The organism is Arthrobacter sp. UYNi723 (assembly GCF_054057635.1).
Genome location: NZ_JBSRZM010000011.1, coordinates 1 through 17,022 on the forward strand (window position 1 = coordinate 1; position 17,022 = coordinate 17,022).

Genomic DNA, 17,022 nt, shown 5'->3' on the forward strand with positions numbered 1-17,022 from the left:
TGCCCCGCCGAAACCCTCCGGCGGGGCATTTCCATGCCCGGCCCGTTGTCACCGAAACCGACGCCGACATCGGCAAATAACGCGACGAGTAACACTCACAGGCCTGATCGCTTTTTACGACGAGCGGACTACCATCAACGTCGAGGGCAAACCGGCAGCGCCCGGTCACAGCCGATAGCCTGAAGCCGAAGGTCGACACAAGACCGACTACGGCCCCGACCGGGCTCTGCAGTAAAGGGCACCTTCTGGAGCAGGGTTTGGCTCCCAGTACTTCCCTTACTGGGCGAGCGGGCAAGGTGCGGGGTATGGCACTTTACCTGCCGGGTTCGGTGCCAGCGAAGGAAAGCCACACCTCCACCGCCACGGTGCCGGGGACGGTGCTCGCTGCCGCGGACGGCCAGGCATCGACCGGTTTGACCTGGCCGGCCGCGACATCCGACAGTACGAAATGGTGGCCGCACGCGCCGGAACTACCCGCAAAGCCGCGGGCAGGACGCCGAGCGAGGATGAGGTCGCTGACTACGTCTCACCTTGGAAGGGTCCCGCCAGCTAGCTAGGCGCTCAGGGCCGGTGCGGCCGGGACGTCCAGCTCTGTCCTTGCGTAGTGGTTGAAGTAGTTCGTGAAGAGGTTCGCGGCAATGTGCGCGAAGGCTTCGGTGACCTCTTCGTCGGTCCAGCCGACGTCCAGTGCTGCCTGCCAGACGGGGTCGGAGACATTCCCGGTCCGTGCCGCGGCTTCGCGGGCCACTTCGGTGATGGCGGCCAGCTTCGGATCAAAGTCCACCTCGCCTGCGCGTACTGCGAGGATCTGGTCGTCGGTGAGCCCTGAATTGCGTGCCGAGACTGTGCGCGCTGCCTGACAGTAGTCACAGCCGTTCTGGTTGCCCACGGCCAGGGCAATGGCTTCCTTGGTCCGGGCGTCGAAGGACCCGTGGTCTGCGATGGCCTTCGAGATGCCGCCGTAGGCGCCGATCACGGCCGGTGAGTGGGCCATGCCGGCATGGATGTTCAGGAACTTTCCCATTCGCCGTTGCAGATGGGTGGCTATGTCCTTGGATCCGAGGGGGGCGCTGTCGAGGGTGTGGGCAGGGATGCGGGGCATGGTGGCTCCTTGGTTTTCGTTTCATGCGTCGGATCTCTGAAGGCTTTCGGTCTGGGTGGGGGTCCCCTGCTCATGCAACCTGCCCGGCCTCCGGGTTGATTCCCGGTCACACGACGGTGCTTCCAGCCGCTGCCCGCAAAGCCGCCGGGTTCTGGATGGTGATGCGGCCGCGGCCTTGACGGATGATTCCTTTGGCTGCGAAGTCGGCCAGGGCTTTACTGGTGGCTTCCCGGGTTGCGCCTAGAAGTCCGGCAATCTGTTCGTGGGTGAGCCGGATGGCCCGGCTTTGCCCGAACCTGCCACTGGGTGCCGCCGCATCGAGGCTGATCAGGATGGACGCGGTGCGGGCCGAGAGCGGACGCAATGCCAGGTCCGTCAGGCGTTCCTCGAGTCGGCCCACTTGCTCCCCCAGCAGCCGTGAGATGCGGATCGCGATCCGGGGGTCGGAGATCAGGTACGTCTCGACGTCCTCGACCCCCAGCTGGCAGATAGCGGAGTCCTCGATGGCTTCGGCATAGTTGTCATACATGCGCTGGCCCACCAGCATCATTTCCCCGAAGACAGCTCCCGGCTCCAGGATGGCCATCGTGAGGGCTTTCCCGTCCTCAGCGACCCGAAAGACCCTTATCCTGCCTGACTTGAGGATAAAGAGCGCGGTGACGGGCTGGGACTGGCTAAAGACGAGCTCCCCACGACGGAACATCCGCGCCGGGGCCATCATGTCCATCGCGTGCATCTCTTCAGCGGACAGGTCGGCGAAGAGGTCCACTTCGTTCAGGCAGGTGAAGGGGTCCTCCGGCCCTGCCGTGAGTGGATATGGTTCGCGTTGGCCCGGAGACCAGGGCTGGAGGCCGCCCACGGCGGCTTCCAGCCCTTTTTCCCAGTTATCGCTCATGTGCGGACTTCAGGATGCGGAAGGCCACCGGGGCCAGGATGACGCCGTAGATCAGGTGGCCCATGAGGGACAGTCCTGCGGTCGCATCAATCATGAACAGGGGCATGCCCAGCATCATGGGCATGATCAGCAGGGGGCCCAGTACCCACCAGAGTGCCCCGTAGGCAAGGCCGATCAGCGCAGCCCGGCCATAGGAGGTCAGGAGACCGGCGAAGGGCACGGTCAGGCCCCAGCCGATCAGGACTGAGATCACGAGGTGGATTCCAAAGCCCACCACGGCAGAATCTGAACCGACCATGGAGGCAATCATGGGCAGCATGCCCATCATGGCCATAAGAACGCCGAAGACCAGGCCCCCTGCAATACCGCCGATGGCACCCGCGGCGATGCGCCGGGCGAGATGATGAGTGAAGGCGTGTGGCTGGTGTGCCACGGGAGATGTTGCGGACATCGTCTTGCTGCCTTTCATTGAAACGGAACTGCTTACCCTAGAAAGGTAGGCCTCTGGTCGCTCCTTGTTCTGTGAACGCGGACACATAACGTGCGTCGGTTCTGCTTCTCCCGCCACTTGGGCGCCGGGCTGCTCCCTCCGGTTTCAGTCCACTTTTTCCATGCTGTGTCCGCAGCAGCAGACCGGGTCCTGGTCTCCGCCGTGACCCGGGGCTGCCCCTTTGGTGACCGTTATTTCACACCCGCAGGCGGTATCCGGGCAGCGGTAAACCTCTCCTTGTTGCAGGGCCATGGCCATCTCCTTCACTTCAGTTTTTGGTTGCTGATACTGTCACGCTAAAACCTTCCAGTCAGGGGAAGTCAAGGGCGCACTTCGGTGTTCTGACGTCCCGCCGACTACTGCCAATGCGGGAGTGGGAAGTTGGATACGGACGGCATCCCCTGTGGCGAGGGCGGGGCTGGCGGTTGCTTCTGCATGCAGGTTCACTCCGGCGGCTTCCATGGTGACCAGCTTCCGGGGCCCGCGGTTGCGGATGCCGGAGACCACCGCTGGCAGGCCCGGGCTGTGTTCGTCCAGGAGGATGATGCGTTCCTGGCGGATGACCATCGTGGCCGGTCCTTCCGGCCATTGGTGGTTTCCGGGCAGCGCGTGGGCGCCCAGTGCGGAGTAGTGCACGCCATCACGTACTGTTCCCGGTATCTCGTTGGTCCCTCCCATGAGGCGGCTGACCTGGAGTGTGGCGGGCCGGGTGTACATCTCTTGGACAGTGCTGTGCTGGAGCAGCTTGCCTTCACTGATCACGGCGAGATGATCGGCCACCGCCGCAGCCTCGTCCCGGTCATGGGTGACCATCAGGATCGTGGGGTTCAGTTTCTCCCGCACCTGTGCCAGCAGCTCATGCATGTCTGAGCGCAGTTCGGGGTCCAGGGCGCTGAAGGGTTCATCCAGAAGCAGCACCTCGGGGCGGGCGGCCAGGCCGCGGGCAATGGCCACCCGCTGCTGCTGGCCTCCGGACAAGTCAGAAACTGCCCGCTTGCCCGTCCCTTCCATCTGGACCAAGTCGAGAAAAGCTTCCGCATCTGCGCGGGCCCGCCGGCGCGGAACACCACGGATTGTCGCAGCGAAAGCCACATTGTCAAGAACGTTCAGGTGCGGGAAAAGCAGCGGCCGCTGGAAAACCATCGCCATCCCCCGCCGTTCGGGCCGGACCGCTGCAAGGTCCTGGCCGTCCAGCAGAACACTGCCGCGGTCCGGAATCTCCAGGCCCGCCACCGTCCGCAGGAGCGTGCTCTTACCGGACCCGGACGGCCCCAGTACCGCGGTACAGGAACCGGGCACCAGCGAAAGGCTGAACTCCTCGAGTGCGGGCACACGCGATCCCTTGAACGACTTTGAAAGCCCCTGCAGATCCAATCCCTGCCTCATGACCGGCCTCCCCGCCCTCGTCGTCCTGTCAGACCCAGCAACAGCAACAGTCCCAGCGGGGGCGCCAGCGCCATCACGGACAGCACCGCCACGATACCGTCGTTGCCGGTCCCCGACGCGGCGGATGCCACCAGCAACGGTACCGTCACCAGGGAACCGCCGCCGACGAGGAGGGTGACCAGGTAGTCGCTCCATCCAACCAGGAAGGCCAGGAAAGCCGCCCGGGCCAGGGCCGGTGCGATCAGGGGCAGCTGGACCCGAAGGAACACCTGGCCCCGGGTGGCGCCCAGAGTGCAGGCCTCTTCCTCGAAACCGATGTCATGGGCTGCATACGCCAGCCGCATGATATAGGTCGTGTAGGGCAGGGCATAGACCGCCAGCACAAGGACGACGCCGGCGTAGGAGGGAATCTGAAGCCGGACCAGCAGCACATTCAGCCCGAAACCGCGACGAAGGCCGGCAGCGCCAGCGGAGCGAACAACAGGGCACTGACCGCGGCCGACCACCGGGAAGGGTGGAACGCCAGGCTCCGGGCGGCCAGGACACCAAGCGGGGTGGCAACGGCACTGACCACAAGGCCAAGGCCCAGTGAGCCGGCAAAAGCCGTGGCCGCGCCCCGGGACAGGGCGGACTCAACGTTCTGCATGCTCCAGTCCTGGGGCAGAGGTGCGGGGTAGGACCAGCGGTCCGCGAAGACCCAGAGACCCAGGGGCACCAGCGGCAGCACAAACCACACCGAAAGGGCCGCGGCAGTTGCCGACCACAGGATCCGCCCGCCGGCACGGGTACGCGTCAGCCCGTTCTGCGCCGCGTCTTTCGGTAAGGTCTGCTGGTTGAGCCCCGGCGGCAGGGTTATCGCCATAGTGGAATCCTTCGGAGGCAGGCGAGTGCCGCGAGTGCCGCACCCAGGGACACCACTGCCGTGACGACGGCGACGGCGGCCGCCTCAGGCCGCGAGGTGAGCGTCACCGAGTTGTACAGGCGCAGGGCCATGACGGGCAGCGGCTCGGGATAGGGCCGGCCCAGAAGCCAGGCAACTTCATAGGAACCGAAACTGTAGATGAACGCAATGGTGCCGGAAATAATCAGGGAGGGCAGGCTCAGGGGCAGCAGCACGTGGCGCAGACGGCGGAGCCTCCCTGCGCCCAGGAGGGCGGCGGTTTCCTCGTAATCCACGGATCGGGTTGCCAGCGTGCCGGCCAGGACGAGTCCCACGAACGCTGACTCCTTCCATGCGTACTCAAAAATGACGGCCAGCCACCACTGACCTCCCACGATGTCGGGCCAGCCCTCTGCTGCACCAAAAACCCTGGCCAGCAGCCCGGAATCGGCCAGCAGCAAACCTGCCGTGGCTGCCCCCACAATGTGGGGAACGGGGATGGACAGTGAACTCATGGCCGCCACGAGCTTTCCGTACCACCTGCCCTGCATCATGATCAGGGCTGCCGTGAACCCGATCAGGCACGCCAGGACAGTGGACGCTCCGGCGATGGCCAGCGAGAGCCCCACTCCAACCAGGAGGTCACCGCCATGGGCTGTGTAGGCCGCCGTCGAAAGTTCCGGCCTGCCAACCAGCGGCATCAGCCCCAGACTCTGGGCCGCGACCATGGCTGACCCGCCAACCACCACGAAGGCGACAAGCAGGACAGCGGGGACCGCCAGGAGCGCCCCCAGGACGCGGGCCCTCCTCCCGGGACCACCCTCCGTCCGCGGCCGGAACCGGGCCCTCAGGACCTCAGCCGCCAGCAAGGATCTGCCTCCGCCAGGCCTCATCCAGAGCAGGCACCCACTCAGCGGAAAGCTCCGGGTTCGCGTTCTTTGACAACACCTCATAGCCCGGCACCACGGGGGATGACGGGAGCTGTTCGAACAGGGCACGGCCCTCAGGGCTGAGTGCTTCTGAATCAAGGACGGGGAACTGTCCCCAGATCCTGGGGTCCGCCTTTGTGGCCTGCTGCTCCTCCGACAAGGCCACATTGGCCAATACCATGGCTCCGGAGCGCTGGCCCGAGGTTGAAGGAATGGCCAGAAAGCTTGCGTTGCCTACGGTTCCCTCGTCGAGAGTGAGCACTTTGGTCGTGGCCGGGTAGGTTCCATCCGCCACCAGCTTGGTCAGGGCGGCCGGGCCGTAGGTCATGGTGAAATCAACCTGTCCCCCCGCATAAAGCGCATCAAGCTCGCCGGAAGACTTCGGGTAGGTGGATCCCTGCCGCCAGAGGGATGGTTTCAGGTCTTCAAGTTCGTTCAGGAGGGCGGGACTGAGCCTGTCAAATGCGTCCTGGTCAAAGGCCAGCGGCACCTTGGCGTAGCCGCCGGAGACGCTATAGAGCACTTCCCGCATAAAGACGGAGCCAGTGAAGTCCGGCGGCGCCGGGTATGTGAAGCGCCCCGGGTTCGCCCTGACCCACTCCAGCAGGCCGGTGAGGGTGGTCGGAGGCTCAGGGACGGCGGCGGAGTTGTACGCGATGGTAAATTGCGCTTTGCTCCAGGGGGCTTCGCAGCCGTCCACCGGAGTCCCAAAGTCCTCCGAGAGCAGCGGATCCGCCGGGTTGGTGAGTTTCATGTTGGGCAGCAGCGAGGTCCAGCCGCAGGCCCATGCCCCGGCCTCTTTGCCGGTGCCGAAGTTGTTTCCGTTGACCCAGACGAGGTCCACTTCGCCGTCGGTGGTGCCGGACTGGATCTCGGTCAGGACACGGTTGAGGGCGTCCTTGGTGTCGGCCACCGGTACGCGTTCCAGCGTGACTCCTTCATCGGCGGCAGCAGGGATGAGGTGCTCGTCCACGTAGGAATTGCCTTGTGTGTCTCCGCCGTACATCCACAGCTTGATTGTTTGTCCGGCGGAGGCGACCTCTTCCCAGCTGTCGGGTTGCGGGGAATCCGCCGGCGTGACGGCATGGCTTTGAACCCCTCGCGTCGCGGGTGGGAAGGCCAGTTGGTCACCTACGTGTCCTCGCTCGGCGTCGAGCCGATCACCGGCAAACCATACAAACCGACCACTCAGGGAAAGAACGAGCGGTTCCATCAGACATTGTTCCGATGGCTGGACAAGCAGCCCCTGGCCCAGACCCACGGAGAGCTCCAAGCCCAGGTCGACCGGTTTGACCTGATCTACAACACCGAGCGTCCGCACCAAGGATTGCCCGGGCGCATCACCCCACAGCAGTCGTGGGACGCCACAGCAATTGCCGAAGCACCCAGGCCGAAACCTGTGCCGATTCTTCCCGAACCTCGGGGCCCGGGGCCGGTGGCTCAGCTTCCGGGCGCTACCGAACCCGTGGTGGCCGCCGGTACGGAAACAGCAGGGCGCACCACCACAGCGCTGTCGGCACCGACACCTCAGGAGACCGACCGGTCCCAGAAAATCAGCGGCAGCATTGCCCACCCGGCAGTCACCGGTAGCCAGAAGCTACGGGTCTATCCCAACGGCGTCGTCAGTATGGGTAGGACCCTGTTCTCTTTGACCAAGCAGATGGGTGGGCGAATCGTCATCGCTGATTGGGACCTTGAAGGCATCCTGTTCGCCCGTACTGAAGGTGAGGTCATTGCGGCGTACTTCTGGCCGCCCGAAGGCACCGCTTACGTGGGGATCAGCAAGGCCCGCACCCGCTTCCGCAAATAAGGCATGCACGGGGAAGCGTCACCGATGTCCTGAGACATCGAGTGTCACCAATGTCCTGAGGCCGAACTGTCACCGATGTCCCGAGACATCACACTCCTGGCAATCCAGCGGCTTAGACACCATCTGGATTAACAGGAGTTCTCACCTTTTAACAGCCACGACCCAGTTCGTCTCACATCTTAAGACGCGGCCCACTCACAAAAGACTTTGCAGACGCCCTGGGTCGAAGGTGGGGCTGATTGGGCCCCCCTTAGCAGTCCAGCTCGGCATCCAGCAGGACTGCACCGCCATGGTGGAGAAGGCGCTGCGCTCGGTGGGTAAAAGCGTGGGTGACCTGGCTCCCGGCCAGTTCTTCCAGTACGGCTCGGTGGTGGGCACGCCGGCACCAGGGGATCTGGTCATCACGGCCGGCCATGTGGGCGTCTACGCCGGCAACGGCCAAGTTGTCAGTGGCGGGGTGGACGGTTACAGAACCGAAGTCCACTCCATCAGCTGGCTCGCCGGAGCGTCCTTCGTCCGCGTCGCGTGACCCGACCATGCTCGACGGCGGCGGGCGGCACCCGGCCGCGCGCCGCCGTCGTCCATCCCTGGTGTTCGCTCAGGTCCCGCAGAAGGTCCGGTAGCTCCCGAAGTCTTCAGGGGCGGGGCCGGCGTAGCGTTCCAGCCCGGGGCGCTGCGTGTACGGATCGGCCAGGACGTCCACCAACCGGTTGAATGGGTCCAGGTCGCCTGCGATAGCCGAGTCCAGAGCCTCTTCAACCAGGTGGTTCCTGGGGATGTAGACGGGGTTGACACGATCCATCAGGTCCGCGTCCGGCGCCAGGGCCAGCCAGCGTGCGGCCCAGGCGTCGAAGGCGCCCGGGTCCGCAAACATGGACCGCGCAGTTTCCGGGGTGCCGCGGGCCGCCGAGCCGAGGCTCCGGAAGAAGGAGGTGTAATCCACCTGGCCTTCCTGGAGCAGCGCCAACACGCCGTCCACCAGGGACGACGCGACATCGTCGTGCGTGTCCGGGCGCAGCCCAAGCTTGGACTTCATGCCGGCTGACCAGGCAGCGCTGTACAGGGCGCGGAAGGCGCCGAGGGATTCAACGGCGAGCGCCACGGCCTGGTCCTGGTCTTCATGGAGCAGGGGCAGGAGTGCTTCAGCGAGCCGGGTGAGGTTCCATTCGGCGATGACCGGCTGGTTGGCGTAGGCGTAGCGTCCGTCCGCGTCGATGGAGCTGTAGACCGCGCCGGGGTTGAAGGCGTCCATAAACGCGCAGGGACCGTAGTCGATGGTCTCGCCGGAGATGGCCATGTTGTCGGTGTTCATCACGCCATGGACGAAGCCCACCAGCATCCATTGCGCCACCAGGGACGCCTGCGCGGCTATGACCGCCTCGAAGAACGCGAGATAGGGCTTGTCGGCGAGCGCCACGTCCGGGTAATGGCGGCTGATGGCATGATCGGCCAGACGGCGCAGAAGGTCCGTCTCGCCGTTGACGCGGGCGAACTGGAAGCTGCCGACGCGCAGGTGGCTGCTCGCCACCCGGGTGAGCACCGCCCCGGGCAGCATGGTTTCGCGGCGGACGGGCCGGCCCGTGGCCACGACGGCGAGGGACCTCGTGGTGGGGATGCCCATGGCGTGCATGGCTTCGCTGACGATGTACTCGCGCAGCATGGGACCGACGACGGCGAGACCGTCACCTGCGCGGGCGAAGGGTGTCCGGCCGGAGCCCTTGAGGTGGATGTCCCGAAGCTGCCCGTGGATGTCCGTGACCTCACCCAGCAGGAGGGCCCGACCGTCGCCGAGCAGGGGTGAGTAGCCGCCGAACTGGTGGCCGGCATAGGCCTGGGCCACCGGTGTGGCACCTTCAGGAATCTGGTTGCCGATGAGCAGCCGCGTCCCGTCGGGCGTCCGCAGCGAGGACGGGTCGAAGCCCAGTTCGCCGGCCAACGGCTCGTTCAGGACCAGCAGCTGCGGGTCAGGTGCTTCTTCCGCCTGCCAGGGAACCGCCAGCTCCTCGAGTTCGCGGGCGAAACGCCCGCCGAAGGTGAGCGTTAGTGGGATTGCGGTGCTCATCCTTCAAGACTACCCGTGGCCGCGGGTGAGCGCCCCGCCCTCCCAGCTGAGTAGCGCTATCTGTCGTTCTGGAGGCTCAAAACGTCAGATAGCGCTACTCAGATCAGCCGTGCTGGCGTCACGCCTCAGACGTGCTGTCCGAACCAGGCGAGGGTGTCGTTCCAGGCGGCCGTGGCCTGGGTTTCGTTGTAGCGCTCGCCGGTGTCGTTGTGGAAGGCATGGTCCACGCCGGGGTAAACAGTGAGCTGATGCGTCACTGTGGTGGCGTCAAGGGCATCCCGGAGGGCCGGCATGGCACCAGTGATCCGCTGGTCACGTTCTGCATACACGCCGAACGCCGCCGCCTTGATGGCCGGCACCTTGTTCAGGTCCGGCGCCGGACCATAGAACGCGGCGATGGCCTTCAGTCCGGCCAGCTCGGTCGCCGCCTGCCAGGTGATCCCGCCGCCGAAGCAGTACCCGTTCATGGCGATGCGTCCGGAGTCCACGAAGTCCTGTCCCTGAAGGTAGTCAAAGGCCGCGGCGAAGTCAGCAACATGGCGCTGTGCCCCGGCTCGGGTCAGTGCACCCGACACGACGTCGGAGTCAAGGCTGGCGGTGCCGCCCTCCCTGCTGAGCAGGTCAAGGGCCAGCACCGCGTACCCGGCTTTGGCAAAGCGGCGGGCAACGTCCTGGATGTGCGGGGTCAGGCCGCGGTTCTCGTGGCAGACCAGCACCGCAGGGCCGGCTGCTCCGGATTCGGGCCGGGCGAGGTACCCACTGATATCGGTTCCGTCGGCCGGGAACCGCACGGTCGCCGTCGTCAGCCCCGCGGCGCCCTCCGGGACGGAGAGCGGACTTTTGGCCCCCGGAACGGCACCGGCAGAAGCGGTGCCGGGGCCCGCCGTCGACGATGACGGCGTGGGTGTGGGCATGGGGTCCGTGCTGCGTGGGACTTCCTCGGGTGTGCATCCGACGAGCAGCATCGCGCCCGATGCCGCCGCCATGCTTCCCATGATGAATGCGACCCGACGGGTGAAGGTGCGGTGCGTCATTGCGCCGGCGCGGTAGTCATCGAAGAATTCCTCGATCAGGTACCGTTCAAACTTTCCAAGCTGGAGCATGGCTGGCCTCCTCGAGTGAGGCTCATATCCTTCTCCGAAGCCGGCGGTCCCGCAAGGGGTCCCATGCGCCCGGTCAGAACTGCTCGGCCGGGATGGACAGGCCGAGGTCGAGAAGTCCGCGGCCTGCCTGTTCCAAGATCGGATCCATGGTCAGCGAGGCGTGGTTGAGCAGTACATTGACATCGCGCTGGATCCGCTGGAGCGGGTGCGTCAGCCGGTGCACACTTCCGCCGGAGCCCGTCAGGATGAGGCGGACAGCCTCGGCCGACGCCGCGCCGCTGAGACCCAGCGAAAGCCGGTACCGCGCCCGCTCCTCATCGGTGAAAGCGACAGGCCGCCGGCCGTTGGAAGCGGCCACTACTCGGACGGCTTCCTGCCAGTGCAGCCGCGCAGTCGCCACCTGCCCGTAGGCCTGGGAGAACCGGGCCTGCGCGAGCGATGAATCCGCCTGCCGCGCCTGAGTTGTCTGCTTGACCTTGCGCACCATCATCAGATCCTGGAACACCTGGATGGCGTGCTCGGCCGCCCCCAAAGCGGCGGCCGGGGCAACCATGTTCAGGAACGTGGCCATGGGGGTGTGGATGCTCGGATCCGGGTGGATGCGACTGCCGGGATTGTCAGCGGCGGCCAGGAGATTCCACTCCAGGGCGCGGTGCGCCGGGACAAAGAGGTTCTCCGCGCGGAGATCGTTGCTCCCGGTCCCCCGCAGGCCGGCCGTGTGCCAGACGTCCAGGAGGTCAAGATCGGACACCGGTACCAGGCACTGCAGGCGGACCTCGCCGTGCTGCACGGCCAGGAGCGCCCACTCGGAGTGCATGATGCCGGAGGCGAAGCTCCAGCGGCCCGAGACGGTGTAACCGCCGGGAACCTTCTCTGCTTTCCCGGGAGGGGCACCGGTGGCGGCAGCCAAGGGCGCCGGCCCGTTGGCGAAGACTTCGTCCTGGGCTTCCTGCGGCCAGCGGGCCAGCATCCAGACATGTTCCACCAGGTGCCCGACGGTCCAGGCTGTGGAGACACATCCCTGGGCGAGGCGGCGGACCACCTCCACATAGGTTTCGAGGCCCATGCCGAAGCCGCCCACGGCCTTCGGCGCCAGCATCTGGAACACACCTGCTGCCTTCAGTTCAGCCATGGTGGCTTCCGGGATGCGGCGGATCTCCTCGGTTTCCGCCGCGCGCTCCCGCAGCCGGGGAATAAGGGCATCCACCCGGGCCAGCAGCTCGTCATGGGAAGGAATGATCACGGCCGGGAGGATCTCCGCGGGCAGGATCTCGGCCGGAAGGATCCCCGCCGGAAGGTCGATGGTGTGCGCTGTATGGCTGCGCTTCGCGGCCAGGTAGCGGTGATTGGCCGCCGAGAGGTGCACCCCGGTGGGGACCTGCTCCGAGACGTCGACGCCGAGAGCTGTCAGCTGCCCAACTTTGTCCGGGTTGTTGGTGAGGAGGCGGATCCGGGCCGCGCCAAGCGCGCCGAGCATCTGGGCGGCGGCGCTGTAGTCCCGCTCGTCCTCGCCGCGGCCCAGGGCCACGTTGGCTTCGTAGGTATCCAAGCCGGCTAGATCGATCGCGACGAACAGTATCCGAACCGTAGGGCATCGAACCTGCCCGGTGAGGGATCCGCTTACGGAATCACAAGCGCGGTGCAGACGACTTCTGATATTCCGTGCAGGCGACTTCTGAAAATGACAACATTCGCGGCGCGACACGGACAGGCGTTGTCTCGGAATGCCGTCCAACAACAGGTAGTCTCATAACGACAAGTTGTTCGGGATAAGAGAATGCAGGGACGGCCATGGCTGCTATCGGGTACGCGAGGGTTTCCACCACGGAACAGAACCTGGATCTGCAGCTCACTGCACTCCAGGCCGCCGGCGCTGCCCGGATCTTTGCCGACAACGGCGTCAGCGGGTCCACGACGGAACGCCCCCAGCTCTCCAAGGCAATGGAACGGCTGGAGGCCGGTGACGTGCTCACCGTCTGGAAGCTCGACCGGTTGGGACGCAACACCCGGCATGTCCTGGACGTTATCGAGAATCTCCGGGAACGGGGAGTGGGTTTCCGCTCCCTGACCGAGGGCCTGGACACCACCGGCCCGATGGGCACCGCCATGCTGACAATCATGGCGGCGTTCGGGCAGCTGGAGCGCGACACGATGATCGAACGCACCAGAGCAGGACTCGCCGCAGCCGCGGCCAACAACCGCCACGGCGGAAGGCCCCGAAAATTAGATGACGCTGCCGCTGCCAGAGCCAGGGAACTCAAGGACAAAGGAATCAACGCCCGTGACATCGGCAAGATGCTCGGGGTCTCCCGCGCCACCGTCTACCGGTACCTCATATAGGGAACACAAGGAACCCTTGTGTTCGAGCCTGCCCAGTGGGCGTCCGTCACAATTAGCTCAGACTCCGTAGATGTTTTTTCGGGCGTCGATGTAGCGTCCCCGCACCTCGGCGCCCCAGTGTCCTTCGGGTTCGTAGGCGGCTTCAACGCTTCGTTGCCAGTCGGGAAGGCTTCCGGAGGCTGACCATGCCGCTTGTCTAGCGGCCCCTAGCGCCACATATTCTTTCGTTGTCGGGATCTCGACGGGCATCCCGAAAATGCTGGCTGCGGCCTGGCGAAGTGCCCTGGACTTCGATCCTCCGCCGATCAGCAGCACTTTATCCGGGGCTACGCCGGACTGTTTAAGAATGTCGATGGCGTCGGCCAGTGAATTGAGTACACCCAGCACTGAGGCGCGGGCAAGGTTCTGCGGGGTCATGTTGCTTCTGCGCAGTCCGGTCAGGGATCCAGTCGCGTGGGGAAGGTTGGGGCTCCGCTCCCCGTCCAGATACGGAAGGAATGTCAGCCCTCCTGCTTCCCGGTCGGCGGCCAGCGCCAGCGAATCGAGTGCCGACAGGTCGATGTCAAGCATTGAGGCGGTGGCGGCCATGACCCGGGCGGAATTGAGCATGGCCAGCAGAGGCAAATGGTTGCCGGTGGCGTCCGCGAAACCGGCGACAGCCCCGGTTGGATCGGGGACAGCCGACGGTGTTGTGGTGAATACGGTTCCGGAGGTGCCGATCGAGACGACGATTTCGCCGGGGCGGACGCCCAGGCCCAGGGCTGCTGCGGCGTTGTCACCGGCACCTGGCCCAAGGAGCGCCCCTTCTATTCCCCAACCGCTTTGCACGCTTCCGGCCGGTTCGTCAGAGGGCACTACTCGGGGAAGCTGAGGAATGCGTCCGAAGAAGCGTTCCAGCAGGTCGGTGCGGTAGCTGTTGGTCACGGCGGAATAATAGCCGGTGCCCGAAGCGTCGCTTCGGTCGGTGGTGAACTCGCCGGCCAGGGCGCCGTTCAGCCAGTCATGAGGCAGCACCACCTGTGCGATCCGGTTCGCGGCGTCCGGTTCGTTCCGTGCCAGCCATGCCAGTTTGGTGATGGTGAACGAAGCGACCGGGACAAGGTTGACGGCGTCGACCCACCCCTCGGGTCCCAGTTCATCCCGCAGGCGCGCCGCATCCGCTGCACTGCGGGTGTCATTCCACAGCAGCGCGTCATACACGGGTTTTCGGGAACTGTCGAGGGCGACCATTCCATGCTGCTGGGCGGCAACGCTGACGGCGGCGACGGAGCCACCCAGGCGGTCCGCGCCGGCTGCCTGCCATGCTTCACGCAGGGCGGAGGTCCAGATTTCGGGGTCCACCGATGTGCGGTCCGGGTGGGCAGCCGCCCCTGAAGAAATGACGTCCCCGCTCTGGGCGTCCACGGCGAGGACTTTGCAGGACTGGGTGGAGGAATCCACTCCGATGACAACGCTCATTGGTTATTCTCCTCATCGATCTGGTCATTCAGGGCTTTGGCCAGCGGCTCATCAACGATCAACGTGGTGACAAAACCGGCCCTGGCCACGGCCCGCACGGCGTCTGCCCGTGCCTTCCCTTGCGCCACGGCAATGACCTTCGGGGTCCGCTGCAGCTGTTTGATGGTGACGGCTATGATGCGCTCGTCCAGTCCGGATTCGACCGGAACTCCCGCTGAGTTCAGCAGCCGCCCTGAACATTCCGCTACGGCGCCGGCCAGCACCGCTTCCTCGCGCACCGCAGGATCCGCCCGTTCCCAGACCGTGGAGCAGCCGGGCTTCCAGGCACCGATTGCCACCACAGCCAGGTCAAGGGAATCCGCCTTGGCCAGCGCCCCGGCAATCTCCGGCTGACGCAGCAGACCCGATGCCGTCGCCGGATCCTCAACCACCAAAGGTGACCACAGGGGCCAGGCCAGTCCGCCGCTCAAATGTGACAGGCGCTGGATGAGCTCAAGCGGATTGCTGTTTGCTTCGGCCGGAAGGGCGCCCGCCAGCTGGACGACGTCGCATCGGGGAAGTTCCCTGACCAGCCGGGAGGCAACGTCCAGGGTGCGGGACCAGGAGATACCGAGGGTCCCGCCGGAGGGCGCCTGACGTGAGATTTCCGCCGCCGCGGCCTTTGCCAGGATCCCGCGGGCCTGGATTTCTTCACCCACTGCGTCCACGACGATGACCTGGCGCACGTTCAGGGAAGTCTCAATCCGCCACACGTCCGCGCTCGAGAGGTGGGACGGAAAATGAACCTTGATCTCCACGATGCCGCTCTCGCGGGCTTCGGTCAGCAGCCGTGCGACCTGGAACCGGGAGAGGTCGTAGTTGGCCGCAATTTCCACTTTGGGGCGGTTCTCTAGGTAGTACTCCCTTCCGATGCGCGCCAGAAGCTCCTCATGAGATTGTTCGGGCATGTCGTTGCTCTTTCCACCGACTTAACGTTTGAGTCCGGGCTATTGCTCAAATGAGTATATATGACTAGAGTCACTTAACACATGAGCGGTTCCGGGTCGCTCAGATGTGCACATAGTGTTTTGAACGGGGCGGTGATGCCCCGACATCTGGGTCCTGGAATCCACGCAGAAGCATGCAGATGGCTCAGACAGCGGTATCCCGACCTCATAAGAACAAAGGAGTCCTAATGCGACCCAAGTCCCGTTTGGCCGCAGTCGCGGCCGGCACTATTACTTTTGCCCTCGCCCTGTCGGCCTGTTCCGGCGCCGGTGGCGGTTCGGCGGCAGGCGATCAGAACAGCCTCAACGTCCTGATGGTCAACAACCCCCAGATGGAGGACCTGCAAAGGCTGACTGCAGATAACTTCACCAAGGACACCGGCATCAAGGTCAACTACACGGTGCTGCCGGAGAACGATGTCCGCGCAAAGATCAGCCAGGAGTTCTCCAGCCAGGCGGGCCAGTACGATGTCGCGTCGCTGTCCAACTACGAGATTCCGTTCTACTCGGCCAACGGGTGGCTGGCGCCCCTGGACAACGTCGCCAAGGATGCCGAGTTCAACCAGGACGACATCCTCCCCGCCTACACGGCTTCCCTGACGGGCAAGGACGGCAAGCTGTACGGTGAACCGTTCTACGGCGAGTCCTCTTTCCTGATGTACCGCAAGGACATTCTGGACGCCAAAGGGTTGACCATGCCGGAGAAGCCCACCTGGGACGAGGTGGCCGACCTTGCAGCCAAGGCCGACGGTGCGGCGCCCGGCATGAAGGGCATCTGCCTGCGCGGGCAGCCCGGCTGGGGCCAGGTCTTCGCCCCGCTGACCACCGTGGTCAACACCTTCGGCGGCACCTGGTTCGATAAGGACTGGAACGCGAAGGTCAACTCCCCCGAATTCACTGCAGCGACCGAGTTCTATGTGGACCTTGTCCGCAAGCACGGTGAAGCGGGGGCCGCCCAGGCCGGGTTCACCGAGTGCCTGACCAACATGAGCCAGAGCAAGGTGGCCATGTGGTACGACGCCACGTCCGCAGCAGGTGCCTTGGAAGCCGATGCATCCCCGGTGAAGGGCAAGATCGGCTACGCCCAGGCTCCAGTGAAGAAGACCGACTCTTCCGGCTGGCTGTGGACCTGGTCCTGGGGCGTGCAGGCAGCGTCGAAGAAGCAGGATGCTGCCGGGAAGTTCATCGCCTGGGCGAGCTCGAAGAAGTACGAGGAACTCGTCGCCTCAAAGCTCGGCTGGGCCAAGGTCCCCTCCGGCAAGCGCATTTCCACGTATGAGAACGCCGACTTCCAGAAGTCCGCCCCGTTCTTCAAGGCCGAACGGACCGCCATTGAAAACGCAGACCCCAAGAACCCGGGTGTCCAGCCGCGTCCCGCCATCGGTGTTCAGTTCGTCGGCATTCCCGAGTTCGCTGACCTGGGCACCACTGTCTCCCAAGGTGTCAGCTCCGCCATTGCCGGCCAGGGATCTGTAGCGGATGCACTGGCCAAGGGCCAGGAAGCCGCTCAGAAAATCGGCGACAAGTACAAGAAGTAACCAGCAACCCACCAAAGGTTCTGTGGCCCGCCTGACGGCGGGC

15 protein-coding genes and 2 pseudogenes are annotated in these 17,022 nt (G+C 65.0%); 4 read left to right on the plus strand and 13 right to left on the minus strand.

The annotated features are described in order from the left end of the window. Positions 1-553: 553 nt before the first annotated feature. The 8 genes from ACVWY0_RS10290 to ACVWY0_RS10325 all read right to left on the minus strand — a co-directional run bounded on the left by ACVWY0_RS10290 (position 554) and on the right by ACVWY0_RS10325 (position 6,874). A complete protein-coding gene (locus ACVWY0_RS10290) occupies positions 554-1,102 on the minus strand; it encodes a carboxymuconolactone decarboxylase family protein (RefSeq protein WP_485836612.1) in 549 nt (182 codons plus the stop codon). Positions 1,103-1,208: 106 nt separating this feature from the next. Beyond that, positions 1,209-1,997 (minus strand): Crp/Fnr family transcriptional regulator, encoded by a 789-nt coding sequence (locus ACVWY0_RS10295; protein ID WP_485836613.1) that lies wholly within the window; start codon positions 1,995-1,997, stop codon positions 1,209-1,211. Next, positions 1,987-2,448 (minus strand): hypothetical protein, encoded by a 462-nt coding sequence (locus tag ACVWY0_RS10300; RefSeq protein WP_485836614.1) that lies wholly within the window; start codon positions 2,446-2,448, stop codon positions 1,987-1,989. Before ACVWY0_RS10300 ends, ACVWY0_RS10295 begins: the two co-directional genes overlap by 11 nt. Before the next feature lie 330 nt (positions 2,449-2,778). Beyond that, complete coding sequence (locus ACVWY0_RS10305) at positions 2,779-3,873, minus strand: ABC transporter ATP-binding protein (RefSeq protein WP_485836615.1); 1,095 nt, start codon at positions 3,871-3,873, stop codon at positions 2,779-2,781. Then, positions 3,870-4,304: an ABC transporter permease subunit gene (locus ACVWY0_RS10310; RefSeq protein ID WP_485836616.1), complete on the minus strand. Its 435-nt coding sequence runs from the start codon at positions 4,302-4,304 to the stop codon at positions 3,870-3,872. The genes ACVWY0_RS10305 and ACVWY0_RS10310 overlap by 4 nt, the downstream gene beginning before the upstream one ends. Before the next feature lie 2 nt (positions 4,305-4,306). Then, positions 4,307-4,735 carry an ABC transporter permease subunit gene (locus ACVWY0_RS10315; RefSeq protein WP_485836617.1) on the minus strand — a complete coding sequence of 143 codons (429 nt, stop codon included), beginning with the start codon at positions 4,733-4,735 and terminating at the stop codon, positions 4,307-4,309. Continuing rightward, complete coding sequence (locus ACVWY0_RS10320) at positions 4,726-5,622, minus strand: ABC transporter permease subunit (RefSeq protein WP_485836618.1); 897 nt, start codon at positions 5,620-5,622, stop codon at positions 4,726-4,728. The genes ACVWY0_RS10315 and ACVWY0_RS10320 overlap by 10 nt, the downstream gene beginning before the upstream one ends. After that, a complete protein-coding gene (locus tag ACVWY0_RS10325) occupies positions 5,609-6,874 on the minus strand; it encodes an ABC transporter substrate-binding protein (RefSeq protein WP_485836709.1) in 1,266 nt (421 codons plus the stop codon). The genes ACVWY0_RS10320 and ACVWY0_RS10325 overlap by 14 nt, the downstream gene beginning before the upstream one ends. Between ACVWY0_RS10325 and ACVWY0_RS10330 the strand changes: the two are divergent. After that, positions 6,764-7,087: pseudogene (locus ACVWY0_RS10330) on the plus strand (integrase core domain-containing protein); the annotation flags it as partial. The gene ACVWY0_RS10325 and the pseudogene ACVWY0_RS10330 overlap by 111 nt on opposite strands. A gap of 664 nt (positions 7,088-7,751) precedes the next feature. After that, positions 7,752-8,021, plus strand: a pseudogene (locus tag ACVWY0_RS10335) (NlpC/P60 family protein); the annotation flags it as partial. A 69-nt stretch (positions 8,022-8,090) separates the two neighbouring features. Here ACVWY0_RS10335 and ACVWY0_RS10340 read toward each other — a convergent pair. The 3 genes from ACVWY0_RS10340 to ACVWY0_RS10350 all read right to left on the minus strand — a co-directional run bounded on the left by ACVWY0_RS10340 (position 8,091) and on the right by ACVWY0_RS10350 (position 12,206). Then, a complete protein-coding gene (locus tag ACVWY0_RS10340; RefSeq protein ID WP_485836619.1) occupies positions 8,091-9,554 on the minus strand; it encodes a protein adenylyltransferase SelO in 1,464 nt (487 codons plus the stop codon). 125 nt (positions 9,555-9,679) lie between these two features. Next, the gene (locus ACVWY0_RS10345; RefSeq protein ID WP_485836620.1) at positions 9,680-10,657 is read right to left on the minus strand and encodes a dienelactone hydrolase family protein; all 978 of its coding nucleotides are present in this window, start codon (positions 10,655-10,657) and stop codon (positions 9,680-9,682) included. Between the two features lie 73 nt (positions 10,658-10,730). Next, positions 10,731-12,206, minus strand: coding sequence for an acyl-CoA dehydrogenase family protein (locus ACVWY0_RS10350; protein ID WP_485836621.1), 1,476 nt, complete (start codon positions 12,204-12,206; stop codon positions 10,731-10,733). A gap of 242 nt (positions 12,207-12,448) precedes the next feature. Between ACVWY0_RS10350 and ACVWY0_RS10355 the strand changes: the two genes are divergently transcribed. Then, a complete protein-coding gene (locus tag ACVWY0_RS10355; RefSeq protein WP_485836622.1) occupies positions 12,449-12,997 on the plus strand; it encodes a recombinase family protein in 549 nt (182 codons plus the stop codon). A gap of 57 nt (positions 12,998-13,054) precedes the next feature. On the opposite strand, the gene xylB is transcribed toward ACVWY0_RS10355, so the two are convergent. Together xylB and ACVWY0_RS10365 are read right to left on the minus strand one after the other, a co-directional pair. Further along, positions 13,055-14,455, minus strand: a complete 1,401-nt coding sequence (gene xylB, locus ACVWY0_RS10360) for a xylulokinase (protein WP_485836623.1) — start codon at positions 14,453-14,455, stop codon at positions 13,055-13,057. Next, complete coding sequence (locus tag ACVWY0_RS10365; protein ID WP_485836624.1) at positions 14,452-15,402, minus strand: sugar-binding transcriptional regulator; 951 nt, start codon at positions 15,400-15,402, stop codon at positions 14,452-14,454. Before ACVWY0_RS10365 ends, xylB begins: the two co-directional genes overlap by 4 nt. Before the next feature lie 227 nt (positions 15,403-15,629). On the opposite strand from ACVWY0_RS10365, the gene ACVWY0_RS10370 reads away from it, so the two are divergent. Next, the gene (locus ACVWY0_RS10370; RefSeq protein WP_485836625.1) at positions 15,630-16,979 is read left to right on the plus strand and encodes an ABC transporter substrate-binding protein; all 1,350 of its coding nucleotides are present in this window, start codon (positions 15,630-15,632) and stop codon (positions 16,977-16,979) included. The last annotated feature ends 43 nt before the right edge of the window (positions 16,980-17,022 follow it).